The 25,755-nt window shown below is 45.6% G+C and carries 22 protein-coding genes; 13 read left to right on the top strand and 9 right to left on the bottom strand.

The genetic code is table 11. The annotated features are described in order from the left end of the window. Nucleotides 1–22 precede the first annotated feature (22 nt). Complete coding sequence (locus EQP46_RS11505) at nt 23–946, bottom strand: chemotaxis protein (RefSeq protein WP_129493791.1); 924 nt, start codon at nt 944–946, stop codon at nt 23–25. 358 nt (nt 947–1,304) lie between these two features. Here EQP46_RS11505 and EQP46_RS11500 point away from each other — a divergent pair, with 358 nt between their 5' ends. The 8 genes from EQP46_RS11500 to EQP46_RS11460 all read left to right on the top strand — a co-directional run bounded on the left by EQP46_RS11500 (nt 1,305) and on the right by EQP46_RS11460 (nt 12,722). Beyond that, on the top strand, nt 1,305–2,252 hold the full coding sequence (locus EQP46_RS11500) for a chemotaxis protein CheV (protein ID WP_129493790.1): 948 nt from the start codon (nt 1,305–1,307) through the stop codon (nt 2,250–2,252). A 441-nt stretch (nt 2,253–2,693) separates the two neighbouring features. Next, nucleotides 2,694–4,052, top strand: coding sequence for a hypothetical protein (locus EQP46_RS11495; RefSeq protein ID WP_129493789.1), 1,359 nt, complete (start codon nt 2,694–2,696; stop codon nt 4,050–4,052). A 484-nt stretch (nt 4,053–4,536) separates the two neighbouring features. Beyond that, entirely contained in the window at nt 4,537–8,667 is a 4,131-nt protein-coding gene (locus EQP46_RS11485) for an esterase/lipase family protein (RefSeq protein WP_129493788.1), read from the top strand. A gap of 611 nt (nt 8,668–9,278) precedes the next feature. Further along, nucleotides 9,279–9,656 carry a VOC family protein gene (locus tag EQP46_RS11480; RefSeq protein WP_129493787.1) on the top strand — a complete coding sequence of 126 codons (378 nt, stop codon included), beginning with the start codon at nt 9,279–9,281 and terminating at the stop codon, nt 9,654–9,656. An 8-nt stretch (nt 9,657–9,664) separates the two neighbouring features. Further along, nucleotides 9,665–10,111: a GNAT family N-acetyltransferase gene (locus EQP46_RS11475; protein ID WP_129493786.1), complete on the top strand. Its 447-nt coding sequence runs from the start codon at nt 9,665–9,667 to the stop codon at nt 10,109–10,111. 394 nt (nt 10,112–10,505) lie between these two features. Then, on the top strand, nt 10,506–11,072 hold the full coding sequence (locus EQP46_RS11470) for a hypothetical protein (protein WP_129493785.1): 567 nt from the start codon (nt 10,506–10,508) through the stop codon (nt 11,070–11,072). Between the two features lie 502 nt (nt 11,073–11,574). Continuing rightward, entirely contained in the window at nt 11,575–11,952 is a 378-nt protein-coding gene (locus EQP46_RS11465; protein WP_129493784.1) for a VOC family protein, read from the top strand. Nucleotides 11,953–12,089: 137 nt separating this feature from the next. Next, nucleotides 12,090–12,722: a site-2 protease family protein gene (locus tag EQP46_RS11460; RefSeq protein WP_129493783.1), complete on the top strand. Its 633-nt coding sequence runs from the start codon at nt 12,090–12,092 to the stop codon at nt 12,720–12,722. A gap of 64 nt (nt 12,723–12,786) precedes the next feature. Here EQP46_RS11460 and EQP46_RS24620 read toward each other — a convergent pair whose 3' ends face one another. Both EQP46_RS24620 and EQP46_RS11455 read right to left on the bottom strand, forming a co-directional pair. Next, nucleotides 12,787–13,002, bottom strand: coding sequence for a GNAT family N-acetyltransferase (locus EQP46_RS24620; RefSeq protein WP_420841376.1), 216 nt, complete (start codon nt 13,000–13,002; stop codon nt 12,787–12,789). 124 nt (nt 13,003–13,126) lie between these two features. Then, entirely contained in the window at nt 13,127–13,471 is a 345-nt protein-coding gene (locus tag EQP46_RS11455; protein ID WP_129493782.1) for an elongation factor Ts, read from the bottom strand. A gap of 75 nt (nt 13,472–13,546) precedes the next feature. Here EQP46_RS11455 and EQP46_RS11450 point away from each other — a divergent pair, with 75 nt between their 5' ends. Then, nucleotides 13,547–13,699 carry a hypothetical protein gene (locus tag EQP46_RS11450; RefSeq protein ID WP_129493781.1) on the top strand — a complete coding sequence of 51 codons (153 nt, stop codon included), beginning with the start codon at nt 13,547–13,549 and terminating at the stop codon, nt 13,697–13,699. Between the two features lie 162 nt (nt 13,700–13,861). On the opposite strand, the gene EQP46_RS11445 is transcribed toward EQP46_RS11450, so the two are convergent. Beyond that, the gene (locus EQP46_RS11445) at nt 13,862–14,275 is read right to left on the bottom strand and encodes a hypothetical protein (RefSeq protein WP_129493780.1); all 414 of its coding nucleotides are present in this window, start codon (nt 14,273–14,275) and stop codon (nt 13,862–13,864) included. A gap of 245 nt (nt 14,276–14,520) precedes the next feature. On the opposite strand from EQP46_RS11445, the gene EQP46_RS24450 reads away from it, so the two are divergent. The 3 genes from EQP46_RS24450 to EQP46_RS11430 all read left to right on the top strand — a co-directional run bounded on the left by EQP46_RS24450 (nt 14,521) and on the right by EQP46_RS11430 (nt 16,731). Further along, nucleotides 14,521–14,880 (top strand): AsmA family protein, encoded by a 360-nt coding sequence (locus EQP46_RS24450; RefSeq protein WP_240671714.1) that lies wholly within the window; start codon nt 14,521–14,523, stop codon nt 14,878–14,880. Nucleotides 14,881–15,108: 228 nt separating this feature from the next. Next, entirely contained in the window at nt 15,109–15,471 is a 363-nt protein-coding gene (locus EQP46_RS11435) for a YciI family protein (protein WP_129493779.1), read from the top strand. Continuing rightward, entirely contained in the window at nt 15,472–16,731 is a 1,260-nt protein-coding gene (locus EQP46_RS11430; protein ID WP_129493778.1) for an RNA polymerase sigma factor, read from the top strand. Nucleotides 16,732–16,754: 23 nt separating this feature from the next. On the opposite strand, the gene EQP46_RS11425 is transcribed toward EQP46_RS11430, so the two are convergent. The 3 genes from EQP46_RS11425 to imuA are packed head-to-tail and all read right to left on the bottom strand — an operon-like array spanning nt 16,755 to nt 22,007. Continuing rightward, the gene (locus tag EQP46_RS11425; RefSeq protein ID WP_129493777.1) at nt 16,755–19,883 is read right to left on the bottom strand and encodes an error-prone DNA polymerase; all 3,129 of its coding nucleotides are present in this window, start codon (nt 19,881–19,883) and stop codon (nt 16,755–16,757) included. Beyond that, nucleotides 19,867–21,273, bottom strand: a complete 1,407-nt coding sequence (locus EQP46_RS11420) for a Y-family DNA polymerase (RefSeq protein ID WP_129493776.1) — start codon at nt 21,271–21,273, stop codon at nt 19,867–19,869. Before EQP46_RS11420 ends, EQP46_RS11425 begins: the two co-directional genes overlap by 17 nt. Further along, on the bottom strand, nt 21,270–22,007 hold the full coding sequence (imuA, locus tag EQP46_RS11415) for a translesion DNA synthesis-associated protein ImuA (RefSeq protein ID WP_129493775.1): 738 nt from the start codon (nt 22,005–22,007) through the stop codon (nt 21,270–21,272). The genes EQP46_RS11420 and imuA overlap by 4 nt, the downstream gene beginning before the upstream one ends. 230 nt (nt 22,008–22,237) lie before the next feature. Between imuA and EQP46_RS11410 the strand changes: the two genes are divergently transcribed. Next, the gene (locus tag EQP46_RS11410; protein ID WP_017007732.1) at nt 22,238–22,561 is read left to right on the top strand and encodes a DUF4156 domain-containing protein; all 324 of its coding nucleotides are present in this window, start codon (nt 22,238–22,240) and stop codon (nt 22,559–22,561) included. Here the strand turns inward: EQP46_RS11410 and EQP46_RS11405 are convergent. Next, nucleotides 22,552–24,060: a glycosyltransferase gene (locus tag EQP46_RS11405; protein WP_129493774.1), complete on the bottom strand. Its 1,509-nt coding sequence runs from the start codon at nt 24,058–24,060 to the stop codon at nt 22,552–22,554. The genes EQP46_RS11410 and EQP46_RS11405 overlap by 10 nt on opposite strands. Next, on the bottom strand, nt 24,057–25,643 hold the full coding sequence (locus tag EQP46_RS11400; protein ID WP_129493773.1) for an HlyD family efflux transporter periplasmic adaptor subunit: 1,587 nt from the start codon (nt 25,641–25,643) through the stop codon (nt 24,057–24,059). Before EQP46_RS11400 ends, EQP46_RS11405 begins: the two co-directional genes overlap by 4 nt. Nucleotides 25,644–25,755 lie beyond the last annotated feature (112 nt).

Below are 25,755 nucleotides of genomic sequence, written 5' to 3'. Positions count from 1 at the left end.
CAGGGGTACAAATGAAAGTAAATTACTCCACCGTGCCTTCTAAGCGCACAGAGTCACTTTCGGTTTTTAGTCTCGCACCGCGCAGCATGGCATTGACTAACTCGGTGGCATCGAACTTGGTTAAGGCTTCGTGAGCGCCGACTTGGTGGGCGCGGTCAACACTGATTTCACTAGAAAGAGAGGTATGAAGGATCAGGTACGCTTCAGCCAGCGGCTCATTGCTTCGAATTTCAAACGCTAATTCGTAGCCATCGATGCCAGGCATCTCAATATCGCTCACCACTATGTCGAAAGGTCGACCGTTTGCGGCGGAGGTTTTCATCTTCTCAAGCGCATCAAGCCCGTTTGCACTGACTTCATAGGGGATGTTGATACTGTCGAGCGCCTCAGAGAGCTGGCGTCTCGCCAAGCTACTGTCATCAATCAAAATGATGTGCATAGGCTTGAGCTTTTCACGATCCACATCCGCAAGAATAGGGTGGAGCTTATCGGCGGAGGTTGGGAAAATCTTCGACATCACCAGCTCAACGTCGAGCAGTTGTACAAGCTTCTTATCAACGTTCATCACACCGGTTAGGAATGCGCGTGTTCCCAACGATTCTGGGGGCGGGGTGATGTTTCGCCAGTCACACTCGCTGATTTTCTCAATGCCACGTACCAAAAAACCCACCACGCGACGCTGGCAGTCCGTGATAATAATGAAGCAATTTTTGTATTCGTCTTTGTCGACAGGTTGATACCCGATGGCTTTTGCCATGTCGATAACAGGTGTCGTGATCCCTCGAATATTGGCGGTACCCACAACCGTGGGGTGAGAGCCGGGTAATGCAGTTAGCGGACAAAAAGGGACGATCTCGCGCACTTTTAATGTGCCGATTGCAAACGTCTGCGTTGCAGACAATCTAAAGAGCAACATTCCCTGAGATTCATTGGCTTTGCTTTTCATTTCAGCGCCTGTAGTCGACAGTTGAACCGTTCTAATACTTTTCTAATTGTAGCGTTAGATTGCGAGGATAACACCTCGGTTGTTTCTGTTTATGGGCATGTCCTTTCTTTCGTGGCAGATGAAAATATGCACATGGAACAATAAATAACCAACGCCTCTCTCTGTTGCATATGGTAAGGCTTTGCGCGGCGATGCTTCGCATTATTCTCAGACTTTTCCTACTATTATTGTTGAAATGATAAATAGCACGCTAATTACATCAACACCTGATGCCAGTGGCGTATGAATGTGTTTTACTGATTGAAACGATAGGCATAACGAAACATCACGACAGTGATTGAAAACGGCAAAGTGTAAGATGACGAGTATTTTAGATTCTGTAGATTCACGAACCCGTCTTGTTGGGGAAAACAGACTTGAGTTGCTTATTTTTCAGCTAGGCACTCGGCAGCTTTTTGCTATCAACGTTTTCAAAGTGCGCGAAGTACTCAAAGTGCCGCACCTAAACCAGATGCCGGGGGCTCACCCTAAGATCAGTGGTGTCGCAACCATTCGTGGTAAGTCGATCCCAGTGATTGATATGCGCCAGTCCATCGGGTTTCGCCCCTTGGGCAAAGAGCAGCAAGCCAACCTGATAGTGACGGAATACAACCGAACGATTCAGGCTTTCCTTGTGGGCGAAGTGGTGTACATCAAGAACATGGGGTGGGATGAAATCATGGAGCCGCCGAGCACGGGGCACGGGAACTACCTCACGGCAATCAGCAAGCTTGAGCATGAAGGCGAAAGCAGACTCATTGAAATCATCGATGTTGAAAAGGTTTTGGCCGAAATCGTGTCTTATGACATTGGTATATCAGAAGACGTGCTGGACGGCGATTTGTCAGCGCATCTGTCAGGCCAGAAAGTGTTGATCGTGGACGATTCCTCGACAGCGCGTACGCAGGTTCGAGAAACGCTCGCACAGCTCGGCATAGAATGTATTGAAAGGAAAAACGGCGCTCAGGCGTTGGCGACATTGAAAGCGTGGTGTGATGAAGGCAAGAACGTCACCGATGAGATTCTCATGATGATCACGGATGCTGAAATGCCGGAAATGGACGGCTATAAATTGACCTCTGAAGTACGTGCAGACGCGCGAATGAGTCACTTATACGTGGCCCTGAACACCTCGCTCAGTGGCAGTTTTAACGAAGCCATGGTTGAGAAAGTAGGGTGTGATCGGTTTGTATCCAAATTCCAGCCCGATCTCTTGGTTGATGTGGTGCAAACCCGTATGCGCCAAGCGTTAGAAACGGGGAAATAACGCGCGTTCCCGTCACTTTTCTATCATGTTTGTGCCCTAGGCTAACGGCGCTAGGGCAACACCTTCGCAGTTATTTACCATCCTACGACGAGATGTCTGTTTGTTGAGTTTGTGTGATGCGCGTTTTGTGGACGATCAAGTCTGAAAGCGTGTGCTTGAATCATCTCGACGTTACTAAAAACTTATTCACTTTTTCTGTGGATAACCCAGTTGATGTTGTGAGGCTGTGTCTATCTCAAACTTGAGAATATGGGCGATGCAGCCGGATCATCAAAGATTGGTCATAAATTGTTCAGTGCGCTTTATGTCTGAAGATAATGACATTTTTTGTTTCTGACTTAATGGATAAATTCGTTACACTAAGCCGCCGCATAGGATGACAATAGCGAATAAATGCGGTTTGCATGCTTGCTTTGAGATGACGAATGTTTGGAGTACACATTGATCTCTGTAGAGAAATATGAGGGGTTAACCGCACGGATAGCGCTGATTAATGAAGAAGTAAAACGACAGGATGTCGAATTCTACCTTTTCGTGCCCGGAGAGCTGAACTTCTCCAATAAAGTGTTAAGCGAGGACGCGTTTTACAACACCGTCCTTTCAAACACGCGTACCTATTTTACGTCTCAACACCACCTTCCTTTGGTGCATTCTCGCCTTGCTAGCCGGGACAAACTCCCCTCGGACAAATACCGCGTCAGCTTGAGCTTGTATGCCTACCAATATGCGCTGTCGCTGGAAAAAACCACGCACCGATTCTTTGATACGGTAGCCGATGTTGAAGAAGAAGAAGCGGTTGAACAGCTTGAATACATCACGGACATGGCGGTTGAGATCTTGCGTCGCTTGCGCCGTTATGTGCCTAAAGAAGACAGCCTGATTAAGTATTACAACAATATCGATAATTACCTGTCTTGGCTGACGGAGCAGCGCTTCTTATCGCTGGTGGCGCACATGCCACGTAGCGCCGCCTTTAAACCGATCAGAGAACAGTTGATAGCCTTTGTAGAGTCAGAGTCGGCGTACCGCATTCAGCAAAACTACAACTCAGACAAAGCACAGGTTGATTCTACGCGCATGGTGAACAAGATGCGTCTTGCTCGCCGCTTGATCGAATACCCCGTTACTATCCGTCAGAAAGACGTGGTGCTGGGGCAAAACCTGAACAAGTTAGCGAAAGGCGCAGCGGCAGGTCTCGTGATGATATTTGTCACTGTGGCAATCATCCGTATGCGCAGTTTCTTGGGTGAGATTACCTTGTCGTTCGCCCTCGCAATGGCGGGGTTGTATGCGCTCAGGGAGATCTTTAAAGATGATTTGCGTGATGTGCTTTGGCGTTTCATTCGCCGTGGCCGTCCGAAATGGCGTAAATTATTCACAGATCCCACATCCGGCCAGCGTATCGGCAGCCAGTTAGAATGGCTGGATTACATCGCCTTCGACAAGATCCCTGATGACGTGCGCAAAATGCGTAAAGGCAAATTGCGTCAGCGTGAAGAATCTGTGGTTCGCATGAAGATGCTGACCAACATGTCCACCACCAAATTTCTCAGTGGCTATGACATGACACGAGAAGTGTGGCGCATGGATTTCCGCCCTTTTTCACGCCTCATGGCGCGCGGTAAAGAACGTTACTACGCATTGAGCGACGGGCAAGTCACGCGTGAATCGATCGATAAACGCCACCAGTTCAACCTGATCGCCAAGCAAAAAGGGCCTGATGGCACCATCACTCTGCAACGCTGGAAGATCACAGTGAACCGTTCCAAAGTTGTCGATGTCGAAGAAGTGTTTAGTTAATACCGCTGAGAAGGCAGAGAAAAGACAAAACCACCGATAATGGTGGTTTTGTTGTTTTTGTCTCTTCGAAGCAATTCGGCCGTAAGGGTGAGTGCATATGAAAACAAGCTTTGGTTGAAAAATTCGCCTAAACCCGTGTCAGGCCGATCAGTTCTGGCACGTTTATGCCCCTTTCCGAGTTAGGAAGGCAGATGTAAACTAACTTATCTATGGACAAAAATCATTTTCATGCAGTGTGTGGCGTGTGAATTCTTTTTACCTTTCTAATTACTCAATTTATTCATATGTTAGGATTGGACTAAGTTAGGAGCATTGTGAATAGTTGGTGATGTACTCACTATTCAAGAATTAGCGTTCTATTTAAAACTCAATGAAAAAATTACTTACCGATTAGATAGCGAACTAAGCTTCCAAAGCTTGAAAATCGACGAGAACTGGCGTTTAAGCGTGCAGATACCGAACAGTAGATTGAAGAGAAAAAGCAGTGGCAAAGATAGTACTTAGGACAGGCTCTAATGAGATAAAAGATATCCATGTTATTTTTCTACATGGATTAGGTGGAGACGCAAATGGCACATGGCTTAAAAAGGGATCTAAAGATGAAGCTTGGCCAATTTGGTTAGCTGAAGATAATTGTGACCTAAATATATGGACAGTGGAATATGACGCTCCCAAGCTTAAATTTGATAGCTCAGGAATGGGCATACCAGATCTCGCTGTAAATATATTTGAGCACATATTAAAAGTTCCCGAATTAGCCGAAGGAGAAATAATATTTGTTTGCCATAGTCTTGGAGGGTTAATCACAAAGCAGATACTTAGAATAGCTAATGATCAAACTAATAGAGTCGAAGTAAAACAATTTTTGGGCAGAGTTTCTGGTGTAGCCTTTTTAGGAACGCCTCACCTCGGCTCAGATATTGCGGTTCATGGCCATAATATTTTTGCCAAAGGCCTGTTGAGATGTTTTACATTTCAACAACCATCTATTGTTGCTGCATCTTTAAGCAGAAATGATCCTAACTTAAGAGAGCTGAATACTTGGTATAGAGATTGGTGTCAGCATAAAGATATAAGGCATCTTGTTCTAACAGAAACTGAAAAAATGTACGGTATTGTCACAGTTGTTAAACCTGACAGTGCCGATCCAGGAATAGCAGGTGTTAGAGCTATCCCTATTTCAGTTAGTCATGAAAACATATGCAAGCCAAATGATAAAAATGACGAGATTTACACGCACATAAAAGGCTTTTTATCTCAAAAAAAAAGAGAGTTTCATGAGCTATGGATAAACTCTAGGTTTTATAACGATACAAACTCATGGGAAGGATATAATAACTGGGCACATTGCCCCCATGGGACATCCGGTGAATATTTCGTTGATGACCAGGTTAGATTGCTTGATTCATCTTCAAGCAATAATGAAGGGCTTAAAGGTTTAGACGGCTTGAACCTTATTAGAAACAAGTTATTAGAGCGAAAAGCGTCTATTAGACTTGTTGGTTTATCTGGTGTTGGAAAAACTAGGTTCGTTCAAGCCTTATTTGATGAGCGCATTGGTGAAAACCCTTTGCCCCACAAGGCTGTATTTTATACTGATATGGCAAATGGCCCAAAACCAACACCTCAAGCTTTAGCTGAAAAAATCGCTGGCGAAGGTCGAAAAGCAATTTTAATTATAGATAACTGTCCACCTGACCTACATAGATCTCTTACAACCTTATGCAGCACTGAAAGTAGCAACACCAATTTATTGACTGTCGAATATGATTTAAGAGAAGATCAACCAGAGCAAACTGAAGTATTCTCTTTAGAACCATCTTCAATTGAGCTTATAGAAAAAATACTTAACGCTAGATATCAGCATCTAGGTCAGCAAAACGCTAGAACAATTAGTGAATTTTCAGGTGGTAACTCAAGAATAGCTTTGGCTTTAGCTGAAACAATAGGCAAAGACGAAAACATCTCAAGTTTAAGGGATGAAGAACTATTTAAAAGGCTATTTTACCAACGTCATGCTAATGAAAAGTCACTCGAAACAGCCGCTCAATATCTTTCACTAGTTTATTCATTCCAAATTAACAGTGAGAAGACTTATAGTGATGATATTACTTTCCTCAGTAACTTATCAGAAATTCCACCAAGAGATATTTATGAATCAGCTAAAGAGCTAAAGCGTCGAAATTTAGTTCAGCAACGAAGTAAATGGATGGCAGTTTTACCGCACCCAATCGCGAATAGGTTATCAAAGTATGCGTTAGAAAATATAAGTACAGGTGTTATTTCTGATAACATTAATGAAGCAACAGATGAACGCTTACTAAAATCCTTCTCAAGGAGGTTGGGCTACTTATCTAAATGTGAAGAAGCCAAAATCATCGTTAATGATTGGTTAAATGAAGATGGATTGTTACATAAACTGTTCGCCGAAGGAAAAAGTGAACTTGCTTGGTTATTGCTCACCAATATAGCACCTATTTCAACTAAAGAAGTTTTACTTCACATTGAAAATTTAGCTAAACAGCCTGAATTTTGTACACGAAAAAATAAACAATTTACAGAAATAACAAGGCTTATCAGATCTATTGCTTATGATGAACAATATTTTGATATATGTGCCAAATTGTTATGCAAATTTACTCTATCAGAAGATAAAGCCGAAAATTACAACTCTATCAGAGATATTTTAAAGTCATTGTTTCAACTTTATTTATCTGGAACTCATGCAACCAAGGAGCAGCGTTTAGATATTATAAAAAATTTAATTTCTACCGCTACCGAGCCTAGTATAGAGCTAGCTTTCGAACTTTTAGATTCATCTCTTGAAGCTTGGCACTTTTCCTCAAGCCATAGCTTTGATTTTGGTGCGAACCCAAGAGACTTTGGTTACAGACCAAAAACCAACCAAGATGTTTCAGACTGGTATCGGTTGTTCATTGAATATACATCTGAATTTATTATTAATAAAACTCCCCAGTCAGAGCGAGCCCAAAAAGTACTAGCCAAAAACCTGCGTAGCTTATGGCGACAAAATAACTTAAGAGATTTAATTGAAAATACTTGTATAAAAATAAGCACTTTAGGAATGTGGGCTGATGGCTTTTCTGCCATTCATGATATCTTAAAATGGGACTGCAAAACTTCCATAGAAACAGAAATACAAAGGTTGCAATCAATCGCAAAGCAATTATCACCTAAGTCCTTATTAGACGATATAAACATGTATGTATTGGCTGATAAATGGAAATTTCATGATTTAGAAGAATACGATGAGGATGGTGTTGTAATTGAGCGTGGTTATAAAAAAGGACAGCAATACTCTATAGATTTGGGAGTAAAAGTAGCAAGTACTAATAGTGAGTTACTTCAATCTATGTTGACTGAACTTCTATCATACAGTGGTTCTAGCTCTAACTTATTTGAATTTGGAGAAGGCTGCGCAGAAGGAACGGATAAAAACAAAGAGTTATTAGCTTTGACTGTTTCTGCATTAGAAAAAGCCCCTGAAAAAGAAAGAAACATTAACTTCTTATGTGGACAAATTAAGCACCTCTCGAAAGTTAATATCAACCTTACCAATACTTTCTTAGATGAATTCATAAAACACCCTGAACTCAAGCAATACTTTATATTAGTCCAACTGAGTTACGTTATCGACCAAGATGCAATTGCTCGAATACTTAAAGCATTAAAAGAAAACACATCTCCAGTTTGGATGTATAGAAACTTAGCATGTGGTCGCAGTCACGAACCAATAGCCGACGATCAGCTAAGTGAAATGTTAGATTTAATTTGGAAACAAAAAGACGGCCAGGCAGTTGCGATAGAAATACTATCAATGCGCTTTCATGGACTAAAGCAAAACGAAAACTATGTTGTTTCAGATTTGCTTAAAGAGAAATCTGCATCACTTTTAGCATCATTTGATTACTCAGAAGAACAAGGGGCTTCCGGAGGCAGCGATTATAGTTTAACCCAAATAGCCAATGTCTGCTTTTGTGATGGTACAAATGAAGAAAGTGCTTTGACTGTTCTAAAAGCAATTAAAGTGAAAATTTTGGCTCATATTATCGGCAGATATGATTTCCCTGAATTTATGTCTACAGTTATTCAGTTACACCCAATATTAGCTCTTGAAGTTTTTATTGGTAAAAGCAGTGAAATCGAGTGCCAGATAAGGAACGCTATAAAAGGTAGATTTGACAAGAAAGTAAGTCCTTTCTCTAAAATTGATAACAAAAGCACGCTAGATTGGTGTAAAAACAATGGTAGAGATAGTTACCCAGCGCTCGCATCTATAATTACGCCATATCAATCAAATGAAAAAACTGTTGAGTGGACACAATTAGCGGTCGAATTGTTACAAGCTTGTCCAGAACCAGCTGTGGTTTTGGATAAATACTTATCCAGCTTCAGTCCAAATGGGTGTACAGGTTCAAGAGCCCAGGTACTTGAGTCTCGATTAGCTTTATTTCAACCCTTGATAGATTCAACTAACGAAGATATATCAAAATGGGGGGTTGCAAAAAAAGCTCAATGGGAAGCATACATTGCTAGTGAATACGAAAGAGAAGCAGAACGTGACTCAGAGAGCAATGAGAGGTTTGAGTGGTAGTTGATAGTTCAAGAACCATAATTTCACTTTGTTGAGTCAATTGAAAAATTTTCAAACATTGTACTAGCTCAGACTTGATTTGACAGTTACACGATTTTTTAAATCGGAGACTGTCAGCTTAGGTTTGAGCTAAATTCTTTTCAGCCTAAAATATGCTCATCACTATGAATACATTTAAATATCTGATCCAAACGGGATGTTAGTATTATATAAACGCTAGTTAGCCCAAGTTAAAATAATAGAAATTCTAATCGTTTGAGGTTAGTAACCGAACTAATGGATGAACTTCTTTTCTAACTTACTTTTGTCCAATTTTGAGCTAGGTGATTAGGGAAATCTTTTCGTAATTTTCCTGCATACCAGATATCTGTAGATTTCAGAGGAAATGTCACCTTCTCGTCCTCGCAACAACAAGACCACCGTTAAGGTGGTTTTGTTTTTTTATGGGGCTGAATCCATGGATTGATGGTGTTTTCCATTAATAATTAGATGCTTACATGTAAACTGTCACTCATGTATTGTTATCAATAGGAGGCGTTCTAAAAAGCAGCAACTCGCATGAATCGACTCCAGTATTTACAACGCAATGGACAAGAGAACAAGGAAAGTAAATGAACCTAAACCAAGTGACACTCGCTGTGAATGATATCGAGGAAGCCGTTACGTTCTACAAAAAGCTGGGCTTAATACAGATCGTCGCAGATGACCACTATGCGCGATTTGCCTTCCCTGACGGTGATGCTTCATTTTCTGTCTATCTTGACCCCGATAAAGAGGGCTTACCCTCCAGAGGCGTTGTGTATTTTGAGCATCAAGAACTCGATAAGTGGGTGGATGAACTCAAGTCAAAAGGCGTTCCGTTTGACCATGACCCGATAGATCAATCTTTCCTTTGGAGAGAAGCAAGCCTGAGCGATCCATCGGGAAACAAAATTAAGCTATATTGGGCAGGTGAAAACCGATTAAACCCACCGTGGAAACTTGAATAGGGGAGAAGATGAAATATATCGAAGCTAAAAGCAGTGATATTCCGCTCGATTTGCTCCTCGAAGCCGATCCATCTGAAGCGAGTATTTCATCGTATTTATCAGATTCATGGTGCTTTACTGCCTCCGACAATGCGCGAATCCTCGCCGCTTGTGTCGTGAAATCTCTGAATGACGGCCTTGCCGAAATCTATAACGTGTCCGTTTATCCCGAGTATCAAGGTCAAGGCATTGGCTCAGCGCTTCTCACCTTTGTGCTATCGCAGTTACCCAACAAAGGCGTCACGCGCGTCGAGTTGGGTACGGGGACATTTGGGTATCAATTGACCTATTATCAGCGGCTTGGTTTTCGCGTGGACTCCGTGGTGAAAGACCATTTTCTGCGCAACTATTCCGAGCCTATCTTTGAACATGGCATCCAGCATCAAGACATGTTGAGGCTCTACAAAGTCCTTTAGTTCTGCATTCGACATCTGCCATTGAGGGGTTGCCCCAAAACACCGCAATCCTTAGTGATCGTCTCCCCTCTAATGCACCTCAGCCTCCCCACTCTGGCTATATTGAAAGTTCCTACTTCCCGTTTTCTCGCCTAGATTTAGAAAAAAAACATAAATTAAATCGGGACATGTCGAAAATTGAGGAACGGTATCGTCCTTGTAGCATGAACCATTGACAGCTAAGAAAAACATAACCTTATCAGTTGCATGCGTTAGTGCTTTCAGGCTCAAAGGTGCGTGGTAAAGATGAATTGAATTTTATGCATGCCTGTCCTTAGTTTGCTCTGATTGGGAATGGTAAATTTAGCAAACATAATGTTATTTACGAACGGGTCATTTGATAAGGAGATACGTAGTGAATAAGACTGACGTTGATATCATCAAGGAAATTGGCAAAAAATACATCAATAAGGAGTATCGATATCTACCGATGCTCGATATTTGCTGCGAAGCCCAAGGCATGTCATCTAGGATTTACTTTGATGATTTTCATCATGCCTACAGCCTTCTAGATAGGCTAATTGAAAAAGAACTGATATCAACGTTTATTGCATTCCCAATCCCAGATTACAGTTCGGATAAAATTGGCGATTGGTTCGTATTAGAAAACGTTAGAGAAAATAGAGATGCAAATTACTTTAGAGGTCTTGTTGCAGCCGAAGGTTTCATAGGTATGTGCCATATAATCACAAATGAAAGTGGTGATTTCTTTTTCAATATCTATGAAGAAGATGCATATGCTTTGACAGCAAAAGATGAAATTTTTCAAGCATTAGGTGCTGATACTATAGAGCTCAACATGCTGAAACTAATCGATAATTTGAAATTAGATCCCGAAATTATTGAGCCTAATAGATATTGGATTGCCAGATATCTATGGGGTGATAAATGGCTAAATGCCTTTGAGGTTAAAGACCAATAATACCCTATAAAATCGCTCTCCAAGACTGACGTGCTAGGCTATTGCGATGACGGGGATACACCTAGGTGCTGAGGTTAAGTTAAGTGAAAGCTGCTGTTGTTTCTCCTTATGTATAGCAATCCACGCGACAAGCTCATTTCTCCCAAATTAAACTAATCCAAAACAGATGGTAGCGCGCACGCCCTCTAACACACTTCTGTCCAATTTTGAGCTAGGTGATTAGGGAAATCTTTTCGTGATTTTCCTGCATACCAGATATCTGTAGATTTCAGAGGAAATGTCACCTTCTCGTCCTCGCAACAACAAGACCATCGTTAAGGTGGTTTTGTTGTTTTATGGGGCTGAATCCATGATCTGATGGTTTTTTCGCAGCATAATTAGATGCTTACATGCACACTGTTACTCATGTATTGTTATCAATAGAAGCGTTCTAAAAAGCAGCGACTCGCATGAATCGACTCCAGTATTTACAACGCAATGGACAAAAGAACAAGGAAATTAAATGAACCTAAACCAAGTGACACTGGCCGTGAATGATATCGAGGAAGCCGTTGCGTTCTACAAGACATTGGGGTTAATACAGATCGTCGCAGATGACCATTATGCGCGATTTGCCTTCCCTGACGGTGATGCTTCATTTTCTGTCTATCTTGACCCCGATAAAGAGGGCTTACCCTCCAGAGGCGTTGTGTATTTTGAGCACCAAGAACTCGATAAGTGGGTGGATGAACTCAAGTCAAAAGGCGTTCAGTTTGACCATGACCCGGTAGATCAATCCTTCCTTTGGAGAGAAGCAAGCCTGAGCGATCCGTCAGGAAATAAAATTAAGCTATATTGGGCGGGTGAAAACCGATTAAACCCACCGTGGAAACTTGGATAGGGGAGAAGATGAAATATCCCGACGTTAAATGTGGAATTTTCATCAATTTTTCCAATATCTTAGAGAAAATGATGCGTGATAAATTGTTAGACTTTTGATCCTGCTTTTAAACCTCGTAACGAATATTCAAGGTAGCTATGGATTTCCTCTTTGTCTCGTTGGCTTTTCTGACTTCAATTCACATTCTAACGATGGCGTTTGTTGCGGAGCGCTATGGTGTCGAAGTACGTAAGATAATCATTGGCTTAGGTCCAACGCTTTTTAAATATCGAAAAATAGAGATACGCTGTTTGCCTTTTACTGGCATGGTTAAGCTTTTAGACTCTCGCGTAGATGAAATCGACACTGAACAAATGTCAAAAGCATTTGATCATCAAAGTCGCTGGGTAAGGGCTTCTATCATTCTTTCAGGAAGCTTTGTTCTCGTCGCTATTTCACTCTTGCTTTCTGGTGTTCAGGCCTTTGCATCTTTAGCTTCGGGATTTGAGCAGTTTCTATTTAGCGGAGTACCCGGTTTAAGTGCCCTCTATTATGAGCAAATTAAAGCTGTATTGGTGAATGAAGCGCCCATGCAAGTGTTCTCTTTGGTTGCGATTAAACTCGCAGCAATCAATCTCTTCCCATTTACATTTATGAATGGTGGTGCGGCCCTTATTGAGTTATTTGGGATACCTGAAAAAATTGCCTCTTTTCTGCATAGAATCAGCTCAGCGGTGTTCATATTAATGATGGTGGGTTGGTGCTTCTTTTTGATGGGTCTTTTGGTATAAAACCATTTTCTTCACAATGCAGCCTTTATTGTTTAGTCATGGAGTGTTTCTCTCGAGAAGGCGATCACAGCTCGTTTTTCCTGAAGTCTTTTAAGGTTAGTGAGATAACAATACCAGATGTTTTGAAACCGAATCGCTCGTAAAACAACCTCAATCTCTTTATATCCCCATGCATCCAGCCATCGATTTGGGTGCAACCCAAACCCTTGCAATGCTCTATCGCGCGAATTAGGAGTTCACTTCCAAGGCTGCAGTTTCTAAAGTTATGCGAATGCTTGATGACAGGCCAAAACCATGGTCAAGAAGATACGTAGTCATCTCGTATGAATAGGTCGCGTAAATCCCCTTTCCCTTCCTTAAGCAAAATGGTTACGTTTGGCTTTCTTATGAGCATTGATAGGGAATTATTCTTCATCAAGGTGCTGTGATGTCGCTGTAAGCTCAAGTAGCAAATCATCTTCTAAACAATCGTGGCTGACATATTTTGGTCGAAAGCTGTCGAGTTTTAATCGATTAAATGACGGGTGACTCTCTATAACTTCCAAGTAATGGTCCAGCCGTGCTTCTGCAGTTGTTGTTCGGGTTAGCTGCTTTTTAATAGCGTCGGACAATTTTGCTATTTTTTGCTTTTCATCTTCAACAAAATCATCATTGTCATATTCGAAAACCGCTCCAGCAAGCTCTCGATGGCTCCAACTCATTACTTTTAATAGGTACTTAATTTCTTTTTGTTTTCTTACTGTCCCCATCTGTCCCCATAGCCTCTCGTATTATGTCCCTGTCTTAGCGAAGACATCACTTTCACTGAAATAGGGAACTAAAAAATGAACAATCCTAAAAAGCCAATGACACCCGAAGCCGCTGCTCGAATTCAAGGCGCAGAAGCAAAACAGAACGGTGGAAAAGTTAACAAAGGTGGATTTGCGCCGCGAGCTCAGCGAGCTGCGGATAAAGCCAAAAATCAATCAACGAAATAATTACCGATAGTTGAATAAGGAGATCCACATGTCGAAATCTGCGCCTAAGCCAAGCTCAGTACCACGTCCAAATCCTAACTACCCAAGCAAGACGGGCAATCCTTCTGGACGTGGCAGGGGTAATGAGCCAAAAGGTAAATAGTCGATAATACACAGGGGCTCTTAGGAGCCTCTTTTGCACTCAGCTATCGCAGCCTTAAACGGTTCATTAAACAGCTTTTGCGATTCTTTAAAATCTCTATAAGACACATTCGCAATGGTGCTCTCAATAGCGCAGAGGCACACAGATCGTTTATCTTTGTATTGGCTGATATGTAGTGTTCGATTGGAGCTGTTCAAACACGTATCGACAATCGCATATTCAACATGGATGGGATAGCGATTCTCGTCCAAGAATTGCTCCGTTTTTATCCCACCAATGATACCTAAAACAACGGCGGTACCTGCAGAAAGCAACGGCTTTTTCAATTTACGGAAAGACTGTCCTTTGAAGCTTTTTTTACATTCACAACAAGTGATGTGCTCTGCAAAATCAATGCTGTTATTAGTTGCGCAGTGGGGGCATTCAATAATCATAGGATTGGTTTGAGTGTGTTTTTTCCATATTATCAGCTAGGTAGAGACATTTCTGCGACTAAATTTCCGAAATCATGAGTTATGGTGAGAACTTAGATTACACTCTCTGGCTGACTATTTAGCGTTAGAAACGTCTTGGAGACCTGCCGTTGTTGTTCCTACTGCATACATAGAACAATTCCAACTGACACAGCCAGATTTAGACTATTACTACGAAACAGGCTCGTTAGAGGTATCTGATTAAAATGAAAAAAATACTGAAAATATCACTGCTTTTCTTACTGTCAGTGTTTGTGGCTTTAGTGATTTTCTTTTTTGGTTTTTTAAAAATCGCGCCCGTGGAACATAACGCCGACGCGCAACTTGTTGGGGATGTGATTTGGTATGACGCACCAGATGGTGGCATCGGGTTTAAGATCCTTGAATCAGCCCATCCTGAATATCGGATAAAAATCACCATGAACTCGCCGGATGAGGTTTATTACGAAGGTCCGTTTATCTATAAAGGCTCAGAGCTTGATGAGGTAACGCTGACGGATCTTGGCTCCTATTTTGGTGAAGATATCGATTTAACGAATGGTGAAAAGCTAGTCCCCACTCAATAGTCACAATCTGCTTTCACCATTTGCTAGATGTGCTTTCCATCAACGCATTTGGCGTTTTCAACCTCATGCGCACCTTAGCATCCCCACTCTGACTATATTGGAAGTGCCTACTTCCCGTTTTCTCGCCTAGATTTAGAAAAAAAACATAAATTAAATCGGGACATGTCGAAAATTGAGGAACGGGATCGTCCTTGTAGCATGAACCATCAAAAGAGAAGGAAGTTCGACATGAAATATATGCTGTTGCTCTATGCTGCGCCGGATAAAGAGCCTGCCTACGGCACCCCAGAGTTTGATGACATGATGGAGGCGTTTGCTGCGACCAGTGACACCTTCAAAAACGACGGCGTGCTTGTGGGTGGAGAAGGATTACAAGGGGTTGAAACAGCAACCTCACTGCGGATCAAAGCGGGCAAGGTCGAAACCATGGATGGCCCGTTTGCAGAAACGCGTGAGCATTTGGGCGGGTATTATGTGTTGGATGTGGCGGATCTGGATTCGGCATTGAAATACGCTGAAATGATCCCCATCGCCCATTTCGGCACTGTCGAGATTCGACCATTGTTGGACTATGACCCAGCGGACGGTTAAATGAAACATGCCGTTCCCAACGCCATCGCGGTCTCTCACCGTCTTGATGAGGTGCTACGCCACGATCGGGGGCGGCTTTTAGCTGGGCTAATTTCAAGGCTCGGCGATTTTCAGTTGGGCGAAGATGCGCTGCAGGAGGCATCGATTGCTGCGCTCAAGCATTGGGGGCGAACGGGTGTTCCTCACGATCCCGTGGCGTGGTTGATGAAGGTGGGATTGAACAAGGGGATTGACCACATCCGCGCTGTACAACGCGAAACGAAGAGAACGTCCGACCTCGCGAGCCTCTCCGTGGACGTTATCTGCGACGACATCGACGAAACGATACCCGATGAGCGACTGCGGCTCATTTTTACCTGTTGTCACCCCGCGCTAGAAGAAAAATCCCGCATTGCGTTGACGCTGCGCACTGTGTGTAACCTGACGACGCGCGAGATAGCCGCCGCCTTTCTTGATAGCGAGCAAACGCTGGGCCAGCGACTTTCCAGAGCAAAAGCCAAGATCAGATCCAAAGGCATCGGCTTTTCGGTGCCAGAACCCGAGCGATGGTCGGAAAGGTTGAGCACAGTGCTGTCGTCCTTGTATCTGGTTTTTACCTCCGGCTATGTATCAGAAGACAGTAGCCCTCGTGATCTGTGCCAAGAAGGTATTTTCCTGACGCGCCTCTTACGCCAGCTTTGCCCGTATGACCCTGAAATTGAGGGTGCGCTTGCGCTGATGTTGCTTACAGAATCAAGGCGGCGAGCAAGGATTGACGCGGACGGGGCAATCGTACCTGTTGAACAGCAGGATCCAGACCTTTGGCAGGATGATATGATTTCCGAAGCGCAGCGCATTCTTGAGGAAGCGATTGTACGAAAACAGCCGGGCCCTTTTCAGATTAAGGCTGCCATTGCAGATTGCCACATGATGCAGCCCAAGCCTGACTGGTTCCAGATGTCTTTACTCTACCGCTCTCTGTGGGTTTATGAACCAACGCCTGTCGTCGCCCTGAACTGGGCCGTGGTCATGGCCGAATTGGGACAATGTGAACGTGCGTTACAACGCCTTGATGAGTTGCAAACTGAGCTCGGGAATTACCAACCTTGGCATGCGGCTCGCGCCCATGTTCTGAGTAAACTGGGCAACACCCCCGAAGCGTGCGCGGCTTATCACCACGCTATCCAGAACGCGCCAAACGACGCATCACGGCGGTTTCTGGCGCGAGAGCTACAACGCTGTTCCCTCGCATCAGCCCAGTCTGTTAAGACACAGGAATGACCATGTTCCGCGCCCTGAATGAGCTAGTGGAAATCCCTTGAGTGGATGAGCAGTTGATCCAGTGTTGAGGTCATATCGATAAATCGCCCTGCGATAATGTGCACCACATCGCCTTCACGTTCTAATATGCCCTTCACCTTCAGAATCTTCGCGGTGACAAAGGGGGCATTTTGCGCGCGCGCGGTGGCAAGCCACACCACCACATTGATATTGCCGGTTTGATCTTCCAAGGTCATAAAGGTCACGCCACTGGCGGTGCCGGGGCGCTGTCGACCTGTGACGATACCAGCAACGGTGACGGCCGTGCCTGATTTGATGCTGGTTAATTCATTCGCGAGTCGGTGTTTGCCTAACTTGCCGCTTTCATCCAATAGCGCGATAGGGTGTTTACCCAAGGTAATGCCCGTTGCGGCGTAGTCTTCCACCAAATCTTCCACTGCAGAGGGCGCGTGAATGACGTTGGCATCATTGGTGTCGGTAGCGCTTTGTGACAAGAGTGGAAGGGTATGGCTGTCATCCATCATCTGCCAACGGGCAGAGAAGCGGTTGTTGGCCAATATTTGGGTGGCATTCGCGCTGGCAAGTGCTTCTAAATCGCCACGACTTAACCCGCAGCGGCGTAACTGGTTCAGGTTCTGAAAGCCATTGTTTGGTCTTTGCGCGAGCAAGCGTTCAGCGCCTTGAGACGAAAAGCCTTTGATCAAACGAAACCCTAACCGCAATGCCGGGCCTTGTGGTGTGAGGATTTGTTGATGATCCCACAGACTGTTGTTTACGCACACGGGGAGTACAACCACACCATGTCGCGTGGCATCTTGCAGCAATTGAGACGGGCTATAAAACCCCATGGGCTGACTGTTGAGCAAGGCGCAGTAAAACGCGACGGGGTAATAATGCTTGAGCCACGATGAGGTATACGCCAACACCGCAAATGAGGCGCTGTGAGACTCAGGGAATCCGTATTCACCGAACCCTTGAATTTGGCGAAAAATCTGCTCGGCAAACTCAATGTTGTAGCCACGTGCTTGCATGCCGTTAATGAGTTTTTCTCGAAACGGTGCCAGTTTGCCATTGCGTTTCCATGCCGCCATGGCGCGACGTAATTTGTCTGCTTCACCGCCACTGAACCCCGCTGCAACCATGGCAAGTTGAATCACTTGTTCTTGGAAGATGGGAACGCCCATGGTACGAGACAAGACAGACTCTACCTCTTTTGACGGGTAAGTAACCGCTTCCTTACCCCAACGTCGTTTAAGGAAAGGGTGCACCATGTCACCTTGAATTGGGCCTGGTCTGACGATGGCGATTTGAATCACCAAGTCGTAGTAGCAGGCAGGGCGGAGTCGAGGCAGCATGTTCATTTGCGCGCGAGATTCCACCTGAAACACGCCCACGGAATCGCCTTTTTGAAGCTGTTGGTACACGTTAGGGTCGTCGCCCATGGCCGTAATGCTGGCGATGGACAGTGCACGGTGGTGCTGGCTACTGATAATGGCAAAGGCTTTGCGGATGGCGCTCAGCATGCCAAGCGCAAGGATGTCCACTTTGAGCAAACCTAGGGATTCCAAATCGTCTTTGTCCCACTGGATCACACTGCGTTCTGCCATGGCGGCATTTTCAACCGGCACGAGTTCGTAAAGCGGCCCTGCGGAAATGATGAAGCCGCCGACATGTTGGCTGAGGTGGCGCGGAAAACCCCGAATTTCTTCCACCAAATCGAGTAGCCAGCGGCCAAGATGTGATTGGGTGTCTAACCCTAATGCACTGAGCTGCTCTGTCTTATCGAGCCCTTTGTCTCGGTGGTTCAAATTCTTGATGTAGTAATCCAACTGGGTTTCGTTGATCCCCAGTGCTTTACCGACGTCGCGAAACGCGCTTTTGAAGCGATAGGTAATGACGGTCGCGGCAATGGCGGCACGTTGGCGGCCGTATTTTTTGTAGATATAGCGGAAGATCTCTTCGCGTCGCTCATGCTCGAAATCCACATCAATGTCAGGTGGCTCATCCCGCTCTTTGGAGATGAAGCGTTCAAACAAGACGCTGATTTTCTCTGGGTTGACGGCGGTGATTTCCAAGCAATAACAGACGATGGAGTTTGCTGCCGAGCCGCGCCCTTGGTACAAAATCCCTTGGGATTTGGCGAACTGAACGATGTCGTAAATGGTCAGGAAAAAGTATTCGTAACGTTGCTCGCTGATGAGCATGAGTTCTTTTTCGATGGTGGCGCTGATTTCGGGTTTGATGCCGTTGGGAAAGCGTAGCTTGATGCCAATGTGCACCAAATGGCGCAAATAACTGCTGGCCGTGAAACCGTCAGGCACCAATTCAGCAGGGTATTCGTAGCGCAGTTCGCTCAAACTGAAATGGCATAAATTGGCGATGTGCTTGGTTTCTTTTATCCACGCGTCAGGGTACAGCTTTATCAGTTTGCTGAGGGGCTTTAAGGCTTGTTCGCCATTGCGTGGTAGCGCGTGTCCGCATTCTTGTAAGGGTTTCCCTTCACGGATCGCCGTGACCACGTCTAGCAAAGGCTGACGCTGTGGGTGGTGCATCAGCACATCGTTTACGCAGGTCACGGGCACATCGAGGGTATCCGCCAGTGTGTCTACCATATTCAGGTAAGTTTCTTCATTTGGCAGAAGCAAACGTTGTGCGCCAATCCATAAACGCCCTTCAAAGGTTTTCTTCAACCACTGTTGGATGTGGGAGGCATCGTGACGTTCAAGGTGAGAAAGGCGAGGCTCCCAAATACACAGACACTGCGAGATGTGGCTAAAATCATCGCTGAATACGTGGTAATGGCCTTTTTCACTGCGCATGCGCGCTTGGGTAATTAAACGTGCCAACTCGCCATAGGCTTTGCGCGTCGGGCATAAGAGCACCAGCTTTTCGTCCTGATAGGTGATTTCAGCACCAATGATCAGTTTTATCGGCAATGCTTGATCGCGGATGCAGGTGTACGCTCGCACAATGCCTGCGAGCGAGCATTCGTCGGTGATGGCGATGGCGTGATAGCCCAGCGTTGCAGCCCGTGTTACGAGCTCTTCAGGGTGCGATGCGCCAGTTAAAAAGCTGTAATTACTTTTACAGTGAAGTTCGGCGTAGTGACGCTCTGGAGTTTGGCTTTGTTCGTCGTTAGCAGAAGAGGCCATGTTCAAACCACTCCCCTATGGCATTTCTAAATACCCAGCACAGCTGGCCGCGAGTATTCCGGGCAACGAAATAATCACGCTGAACAGGCATGCGATCCCACCACCCGCCGCTAATGCGCTCTGGGCCCGTCAATAGGGCGGGGCGCGACATGAGTGGGCGTGGCGTCATGTGCAGCAATGAAGGTCTGGCGGGTAAATGCTCAGGCAATTGTTGGTCACTTTTCATCAAGGGTGTTTGTCGATGAAAAGCGTGCTCTGGGCGATGATCGTTCTTCAATGACACACCATACACGCAGTGCTCGCCGGCCTTGGCTTGCATCAAACTGATCAACTCCGCTGGGGTTAGCTGGCCGCGTTTTCCCGCAAACAAATCTTGGGTCGGGGATTGCTTAGGCAGCAGGGTGTCAGCGTGTAAGCGAATGTGCATCACTGGCGCATCAAGCTTGAGCTTTTCCAGATAAAGCTGGAGTAACGTCATCCATCGGCTGGTGGCAGATTCAGGTGCTGCAGCCGTGATCGTGAGTGTTTTTTCATCATGATCGCGTTGGGCAAAATACAGGGTAATGCTGGGCACAACGGCTTCTCGCACCTGCAAGAAGGCTTCCATTTCTCGCAACATACGTTGAAGCGGAAAGCAGAGTGTTTGGCTGTTCTCAATGTCATGCAGCAGTTCGAGAGATTGCCGAAAATACGCGGGTGGCGTGAAGGTGGCTGCATGTGCGATCTGGGTGTCAGTCAGGCGCCGAATTTGCGCGGTCAGCGGTTTGCCAAAACGTTGCCCAAGTGATGCTAAGGGCAGATCGAGCAATTGCTGAGCCTGACGAATGCCCATGCGTTCGAGTTGAGTCACGTGCGCGGCGCTGAAACCGAGTTGGCGAACCGACAACAATGCCAAGGCGGCACGGGTGTTTTCTTCGGTGAGAAATACGCAATCTGCTCCTGATATGGCGAGCTGTTTCGCGGCCTCTGGATAAGGGCTGAAGGCAAAATGAAATTGCACCTGTTGTTCGACCAAGACAGGACGAAGCGCGTCCCAATACGCTTCCAGTGAGCCGTACAGGGCAAGCATGGGCGAGACTTTCATCATCAAGCCAGCGGGTGCGTGCACAATGATATCGGCATTGACTTGGTATATCAGTGAGGCCAATTGCTGCACACGTTCTGCTTCTTTCTCTTCATCGTAATCGACCACGTTTAAGGCGTGGCAGAGTGCGCTTGCTGTACCCAAATCGTTGCCGAGGCGAATACCATGTTCTTGAGCTTGTTGGTTAGCCTGACACACGTTCCCCGTGGCGCGCGACAATACAATCAGCGGCGATTGGTTGTCGTTATCCCGCTCTAACGTGTTGAGAAAGAGTGCCGGAAAATATAAATAGAGCCAGAGCATCATCGGAACAAGGACACCACGTTGTTGGGGACGGGCAGATGTTGTTGCTCTGATGGGGATGAACCCAGTACTTGTGGCGGTGTTTTGCGTTCGGAAATAGGGTGCGTTTTCGACGACCAATGGTGCTCGGTATACATCGCTGGCATGGTCAGCGTGAAAGGTTGCACGGGCAGACCTCGGCGTTTAACAACATTGATGGCAATGCCACTGTCACTCGGTGTGAGGGCAAGACGGCAACTCACAGGTAGCCCTTGAACACTTTTCTTGTGGGTGATCATGAAGAGTAAGCAGTCGTTTTCTGTCGCGGCCAATTGAAGGCGACGCGCTTGCGTGACAGACAGGGCATCCCCCCATAACACTGCGGTACGACAGCAGCCGCTTTTCAAGGCTTGCTCAACACACCAAAGGCTTGCGTCGGTAGACGGTGCGAGCACCACCACTTTGTCTAAATCGATGCCCGCCTGACACAGTGCAACAGGGTTTACATCGCCCGGCGGGCAAGCGAAGAGGGTGAGTTCACTGTCTTTGAGTGCGGTAGCAATGGCTGGCAACACGAGACGTAATTCACCGACACCAAAACACGTCAGTTGAAGTTCAACCACGCCGGATTCTGGCCAGCCGCCCTCGAGTTTTTCATCCAACAGCGCAAAGCCGCTAGGGCGGCAGTGAGTCTGAGGTTGATAGAGGCGATTGGCAGTCCAAAGGCCGGAATGTAGTGCGAGAAGGTTATCGAGCATAATGAATAATACTGTGTTTATATACAGTATTATTCTAGTGTGAGAACAGCACAAGAGCAAGTGCGTTGTGATGCATAAAATATTGGATTTCAAGAAAGAGCATTGCATCGTGAAATAGTCAGTAACGCTGCCCAGTCTGCGTTTTTAGGGGTATAATTGGTGAGATAACTTAGTCACCTCGTTCGGTCGTTAAGATCGTCAATAACGCCTTTATAAACCAAGAGAAAAACATGCGAAAACCTCTCGCCATTTTAGCCCCCCTTTTGTTGTCGGCATGTGTTACAGCCCCGTTACCAGAAAGCGAAAACATTAACGTTCTATGGGGAGATGCATTAGAGATGATGCATTGTGAAGATAAAGGGGTGGTTGTGGGCTCTCAAGGCCACTGGTATGACTATTGGTTGATCAATGATGGTGAGCTGACTGAGGGTGCTGTGAGTCAATTGAGAAACAAGGCCATGGCTTTGGAAGCAGACACGGTACTGCTGTATGCCCCAAAACCTTTTTCAACGTCAGTCACGTTTTTAGCGAAAGCGTACCGTTGTCATCCGTAAAGCCACATGACGAAAATCAATAGCGTGCTGAACGCGGCTGTCGTCTGCAAATGCGGCAGCCAGCGCTTGATTTGACCTGAAACAGATTTGTCTTCTACGACACCACTGATACCTTGTCGCGTCCAACGCTGTACATTGGGATGGAAGAACAGATATACCTTGACCAAAGAGCCAATCAGTTGTTCATACCAGAGTAACACCACAAAGATGGGATGAAACTGGCGAGATTGAACACATATTAATAACACATTCAAACTCCGCGTCGCGATGACCCAAAACAAGTAAGCAATCACCACTTTTGTGCCCATATAGGTTGCGACAACCAGTGCCAATGAGGGGCCAATTAATGTGGTCCACATACTGATGCGCTGATCGAGTAAACAGAACCACAAAAACCAACCCGCTTGACGTGGTCCGAGCGCGATGGCACGAATGTTACTGCGTAGCATGTTTCCGTACCAACGTGTCATGAGTGACAGGCTGGCTTTTAGAAAGCCGCCGGATGGTGCATCTTCTAAGCAAGTCACGGTGACATCAGGGAGGTACATCATTTTCCAACGCTCTTTCAGCACGTAATACCAGGTGCTCTTATCATCCCCCGTGAGCATTCGAATGCGGCCATAGCGCCAGTGTTTCACATGGTCATATCGCAGGTTATCAATGAAATCTGGGGAGAGCGCAAGGGATGCGCGATACACGGAAAATCGCCCCGTTAATACCAGTACGCGATAGGTTAGGCTAAGGGAACTCATGTAAAAGTGACGCTGGCACATACGCTGGCGGTACCATTGGCGTATCAGTGAATTTCCTTTAACAATAGGCTTATTGTGTGTCGTTACGGCGCCAAGATCGTGGTAACGCATTAAAAAGCCAGAGGCTTTCTTTAAGATCCCTTCGGGTAAAACGGTATCGGCATCCATGAGCACCAATATGGCATCTTTCGATACAGGGCGTTCTTCGGCAAGCAATGTCAGTGCATCGGCCATGGTGCTTCGCTTGCCTGTGCCATCTTGGTCGATGATGTACAAACTGACAGGCACTTTATCTTGAAGTTTGTCGAACTGCGTTTCAATGATGCCAAGGTCTGATTCATCAGACACACAAGCCACGGCGCGACAAGAGACGCCAAAGTTGCCGATCTCATCGATCAACGCTTTGAACACGGGGGCACTGATTTCGGGCGTGGTGCGGTAACAAGGGATCACCAGCAAAATTTCACTGGGCTTTTTGGTCATGTCAGCCAGCGAAGAGAGGACGGGGTAACGCACATATTGATAGTACAACCCACGCAGCAGGTGCAAGGTTTTCCATCCGTATCGCCATGCCCCAATAATGCCTAGGGTATAGAGGACCTCTGGCTGCACCTTGTCACTGGGTAAAATGGTATAAATCGCCCACAGTCCGAGTAGAAGGCCTGCGAAGAACAACCACCAAAGCACCGTGACGTGTGTGGGGTCATCTCGGTGAAAGCCTTTAACAACGAGTTTGTCTGGATTCATAAGTTAAACCAGTGCTTGAACACGTCTTTCCATTTCACTGTCGCGACAACTTTTGCGGGCTCATTGACTATCGAGTCAATGTCTTCAGGTGACGGTGTCACTTTTATGAGTGTGTATTGGTTCAAACGCGGCAACGTTTTAGGTAGGCCACTGAGGGATTCCCCTTCTTCGTTGTAAATATCACTGTTGGATGCACTGTAGAATTGAATCATTTCAATGGTTCCGACGAGTTTTTCGTCGTTGCTTGCCAGCCGGTATTCAACGGGCATGCCGATTTTCAATAATGCGGCACGTTCTAATGGCATCAATGCGAGGATAGAGCGTTCAGTTCTTTCTGAGGATGCGATTGGTGATAACTCAAACACCGATGTACCCGTTTGTACAACCTGACCATCAGAGGCATTGATGGCAACGATGTAACAATTACACGGTGCGTAAGCAAGGCCACGGGTTTTCAAACGTTCAATTTCTTCAAGGATCTTATCTTTACGCTTAACCAAAATATCGAGCTTGCTCTGCACTTCAAACGGAGACTTCATGTCGACCTGCGCTTCCCGTGGCGGTACACCAAGCAAGATTTGATCAAGCTGATTTTCAATGCCTTCAATGTGCGTATCGATCGTCAGAATATCCCGTTTGATTTCGAAGATTTCAACACGCTCCAATTCACGTGAAACGACATCTACCGAGCCAGACCTCACCCCATTGTTATACAGGCGTAAAATGCTTTCTCGTGCTGCGAGCTCGTCTTCTAACAAACTACGTTTGTCGGAAATGTACTGAAGCTCTTTAAACAAGCGCGAATTGTACCTGGCGACGGCCTCTTTACTCTGGCGTAGCAAGGTTTGGTAATACAAAATTTCGCTGTTGATATTGCTGAGCTCTTGTTTGTCTTTGGCCAGCAAATCGGTGCCTTCCTCGGTGTATATCGAGAACAGCAATTGCCCCTTCTCAACTAACTGCCCGGGCTTAAAGTCCCCCAAACGCAATACCCCGTTGCTGTAACTTTTCTGTGTAAGCACAGGTTGACTGACGGCAGCATGTTGCGACTCAATAGAAAGTACGCGAGATTGAATCATTAAGGCAGCGATAGTAATCAGAGTAAGTGCAACGATGGCGACGATGGCAAAGCGCCACCAGTTCTGTTGCATGCGCTTCACTTCTTCTTCGTGAAGCTGCGCTTTGACACCATAAGATGTCACGCTTTCCAGCGAAATGGTTTCACCGGTAAGGTAAGTATCAACGATGGACTGGAGTGTTTTTTGGTGGCCGGAGTTGAGGGAGTAAAATTGGCAGCCGAGAACGTAGCCTTCTTCACTGACACGCATCACTTCAAACTGACAGGGGGTAGAAAAGCGACCCACAGGCAGGTCGAAACAAAGATTGCCCGCGCCTTTGTCGCCTTTCTTGCCCATGTACTTATTATCATGCAGAGAAAAGCCGCCTACACTCCATTCGTTGGTAGGGTACATAACACCATCGATTTCGACCTGAGCAGGGAACTCAATACGAGGAAATTTTCGCGCACCTGATCGTGATCGAAACGTATGAATCGAGCCAGTGCTGATTGCTGCTACTCCCATGAATGCCTCCATGTCCTTAATCGCGTTGTTACATGTGCTGCAAGAGTTGCGCCAAGTTTACATGTGACAAATATATGAGAACTTTGTTTCTTTAATGAGTAATTGGTAAGTA

The sequence above is a fragment of the Enterovibrio baiacu genome (assembly GCF_004120195.1).
Classification (GTDB): domain Bacteria; phylum Pseudomonadota; class Gammaproteobacteria; order Enterobacterales; family Vibrionaceae; genus Enterovibrio; species Enterovibrio baiacui.
The sequence above is the reverse complement of the archived record's forward strand: the minus strand, read 5'-3'. Positions and strand labels throughout refer to the sequence as shown.

What these genes read in the sequence shown, in the direction of transcription:
- EQP46_RS11500 (WP_129493790.1), top strand. Translation starts at nt 1,305, where the DNA reads ATGACGAGTATTTTAGATTCTGTAGATTCACGAACCCGTCTTGTTGGG.
- EQP46_RS11475 (WP_129493786.1), top strand. Translation starts at nt 9,665, where the DNA reads ATGAAATATATCGAAGCTAAAAGCAGTGATATTCCGCTCGATTTGCTC.
- EQP46_RS11505 (WP_129493791.1), bottom strand. Translation starts at nt 946, where the DNA reads ATGAAAAGCAAAGCCAATGAATCTCAGGGAATGTTGCTCTTTAGATTG.
- EQP46_RS11455 (WP_129493782.1), bottom strand. Translation starts at nt 13,471, where the DNA reads ATGGGGACAGTAAGAAAACAAAAAGAAATTAAGTACCTATTAAAAGTA.
- EQP46_RS11405 (WP_129493774.1), bottom strand. Translation starts at nt 24,060, where the DNA reads ATGAATCCAGACAAACTCGTTGTTAAAGGCTTTCACCGAGATGACCCC.
- EQP46_RS11480 (WP_129493787.1), top strand. Translation starts at nt 9,279, where the DNA reads ATGAACCTAAACCAAGTGACACTCGCTGTGAATGATATCGAGGAAGCC.
- EQP46_RS11435 (WP_129493779.1), top strand. Translation starts at nt 15,109, where the DNA reads ATGAAATATATGCTGTTGCTCTATGCTGCGCCGGATAAAGAGCCTGCC.
- EQP46_RS11410 (WP_017007732.1), top strand. Translation starts at nt 22,238, where the DNA reads ATGCGAAAACCTCTCGCCATTTTAGCCCCCCTTTTGTTGTCGGCATGT.
- EQP46_RS11430 (WP_129493778.1), top strand. Translation starts at nt 15,472, where the DNA reads ATGAAACATGCCGTTCCCAACGCCATCGCGGTCTCTCACCGTCTTGAT.
- EQP46_RS11465 (WP_129493784.1), top strand. Translation starts at nt 11,575, where the DNA reads ATGAACCTAAACCAAGTGACACTGGCCGTGAATGATATCGAGGAAGCC.
- EQP46_RS11400 (WP_129493773.1), bottom strand. Translation starts at nt 25,643, where the DNA reads ATGGGAGTAGCAGCAATCAGCACTGGCTCGATTCATACGTTTCGATCA.
- EQP46_RS24450 (WP_240671714.1), top strand. Translation starts at nt 14,521, where the DNA reads ATGAAAAAAATACTGAAAATATCACTGCTTTTCTTACTGTCAGTGTTT.
- EQP46_RS11425 (WP_129493777.1), bottom strand. Translation starts at nt 19,883, where the DNA reads ATGGCCTCTTCTGCTAACGACGAACAAAGCCAAACTCCAGAGCGTCAC.
- EQP46_RS11420 (WP_129493776.1), bottom strand. Translation starts at nt 21,273, where the DNA reads ATGATGCTCTGGCTCTATTTATATTTTCCGGCACTCTTTCTCAACACG.
- EQP46_RS11445 (WP_129493780.1), bottom strand. Translation starts at nt 14,275, where the DNA reads ATGATTATTGAATGCCCCCACTGCGCAACTAATAACAGCATTGATTTT.
- imuA (WP_129493775.1), bottom strand. Translation starts at nt 22,007, where the DNA reads ATGCTCGATAACCTTCTCGCACTACATTCCGGCCTTTGGACTGCCAAT.
- EQP46_RS11460 (WP_129493783.1), top strand. Translation starts at nt 12,090, where the DNA reads ATGGATTTCCTCTTTGTCTCGTTGGCTTTTCTGACTTCAATTCACATT.
- EQP46_RS11450 (WP_129493781.1), top strand. Translation starts at nt 13,547, where the DNA reads ATGAACAATCCTAAAAAGCCAATGACACCCGAAGCCGCTGCTCGAATT.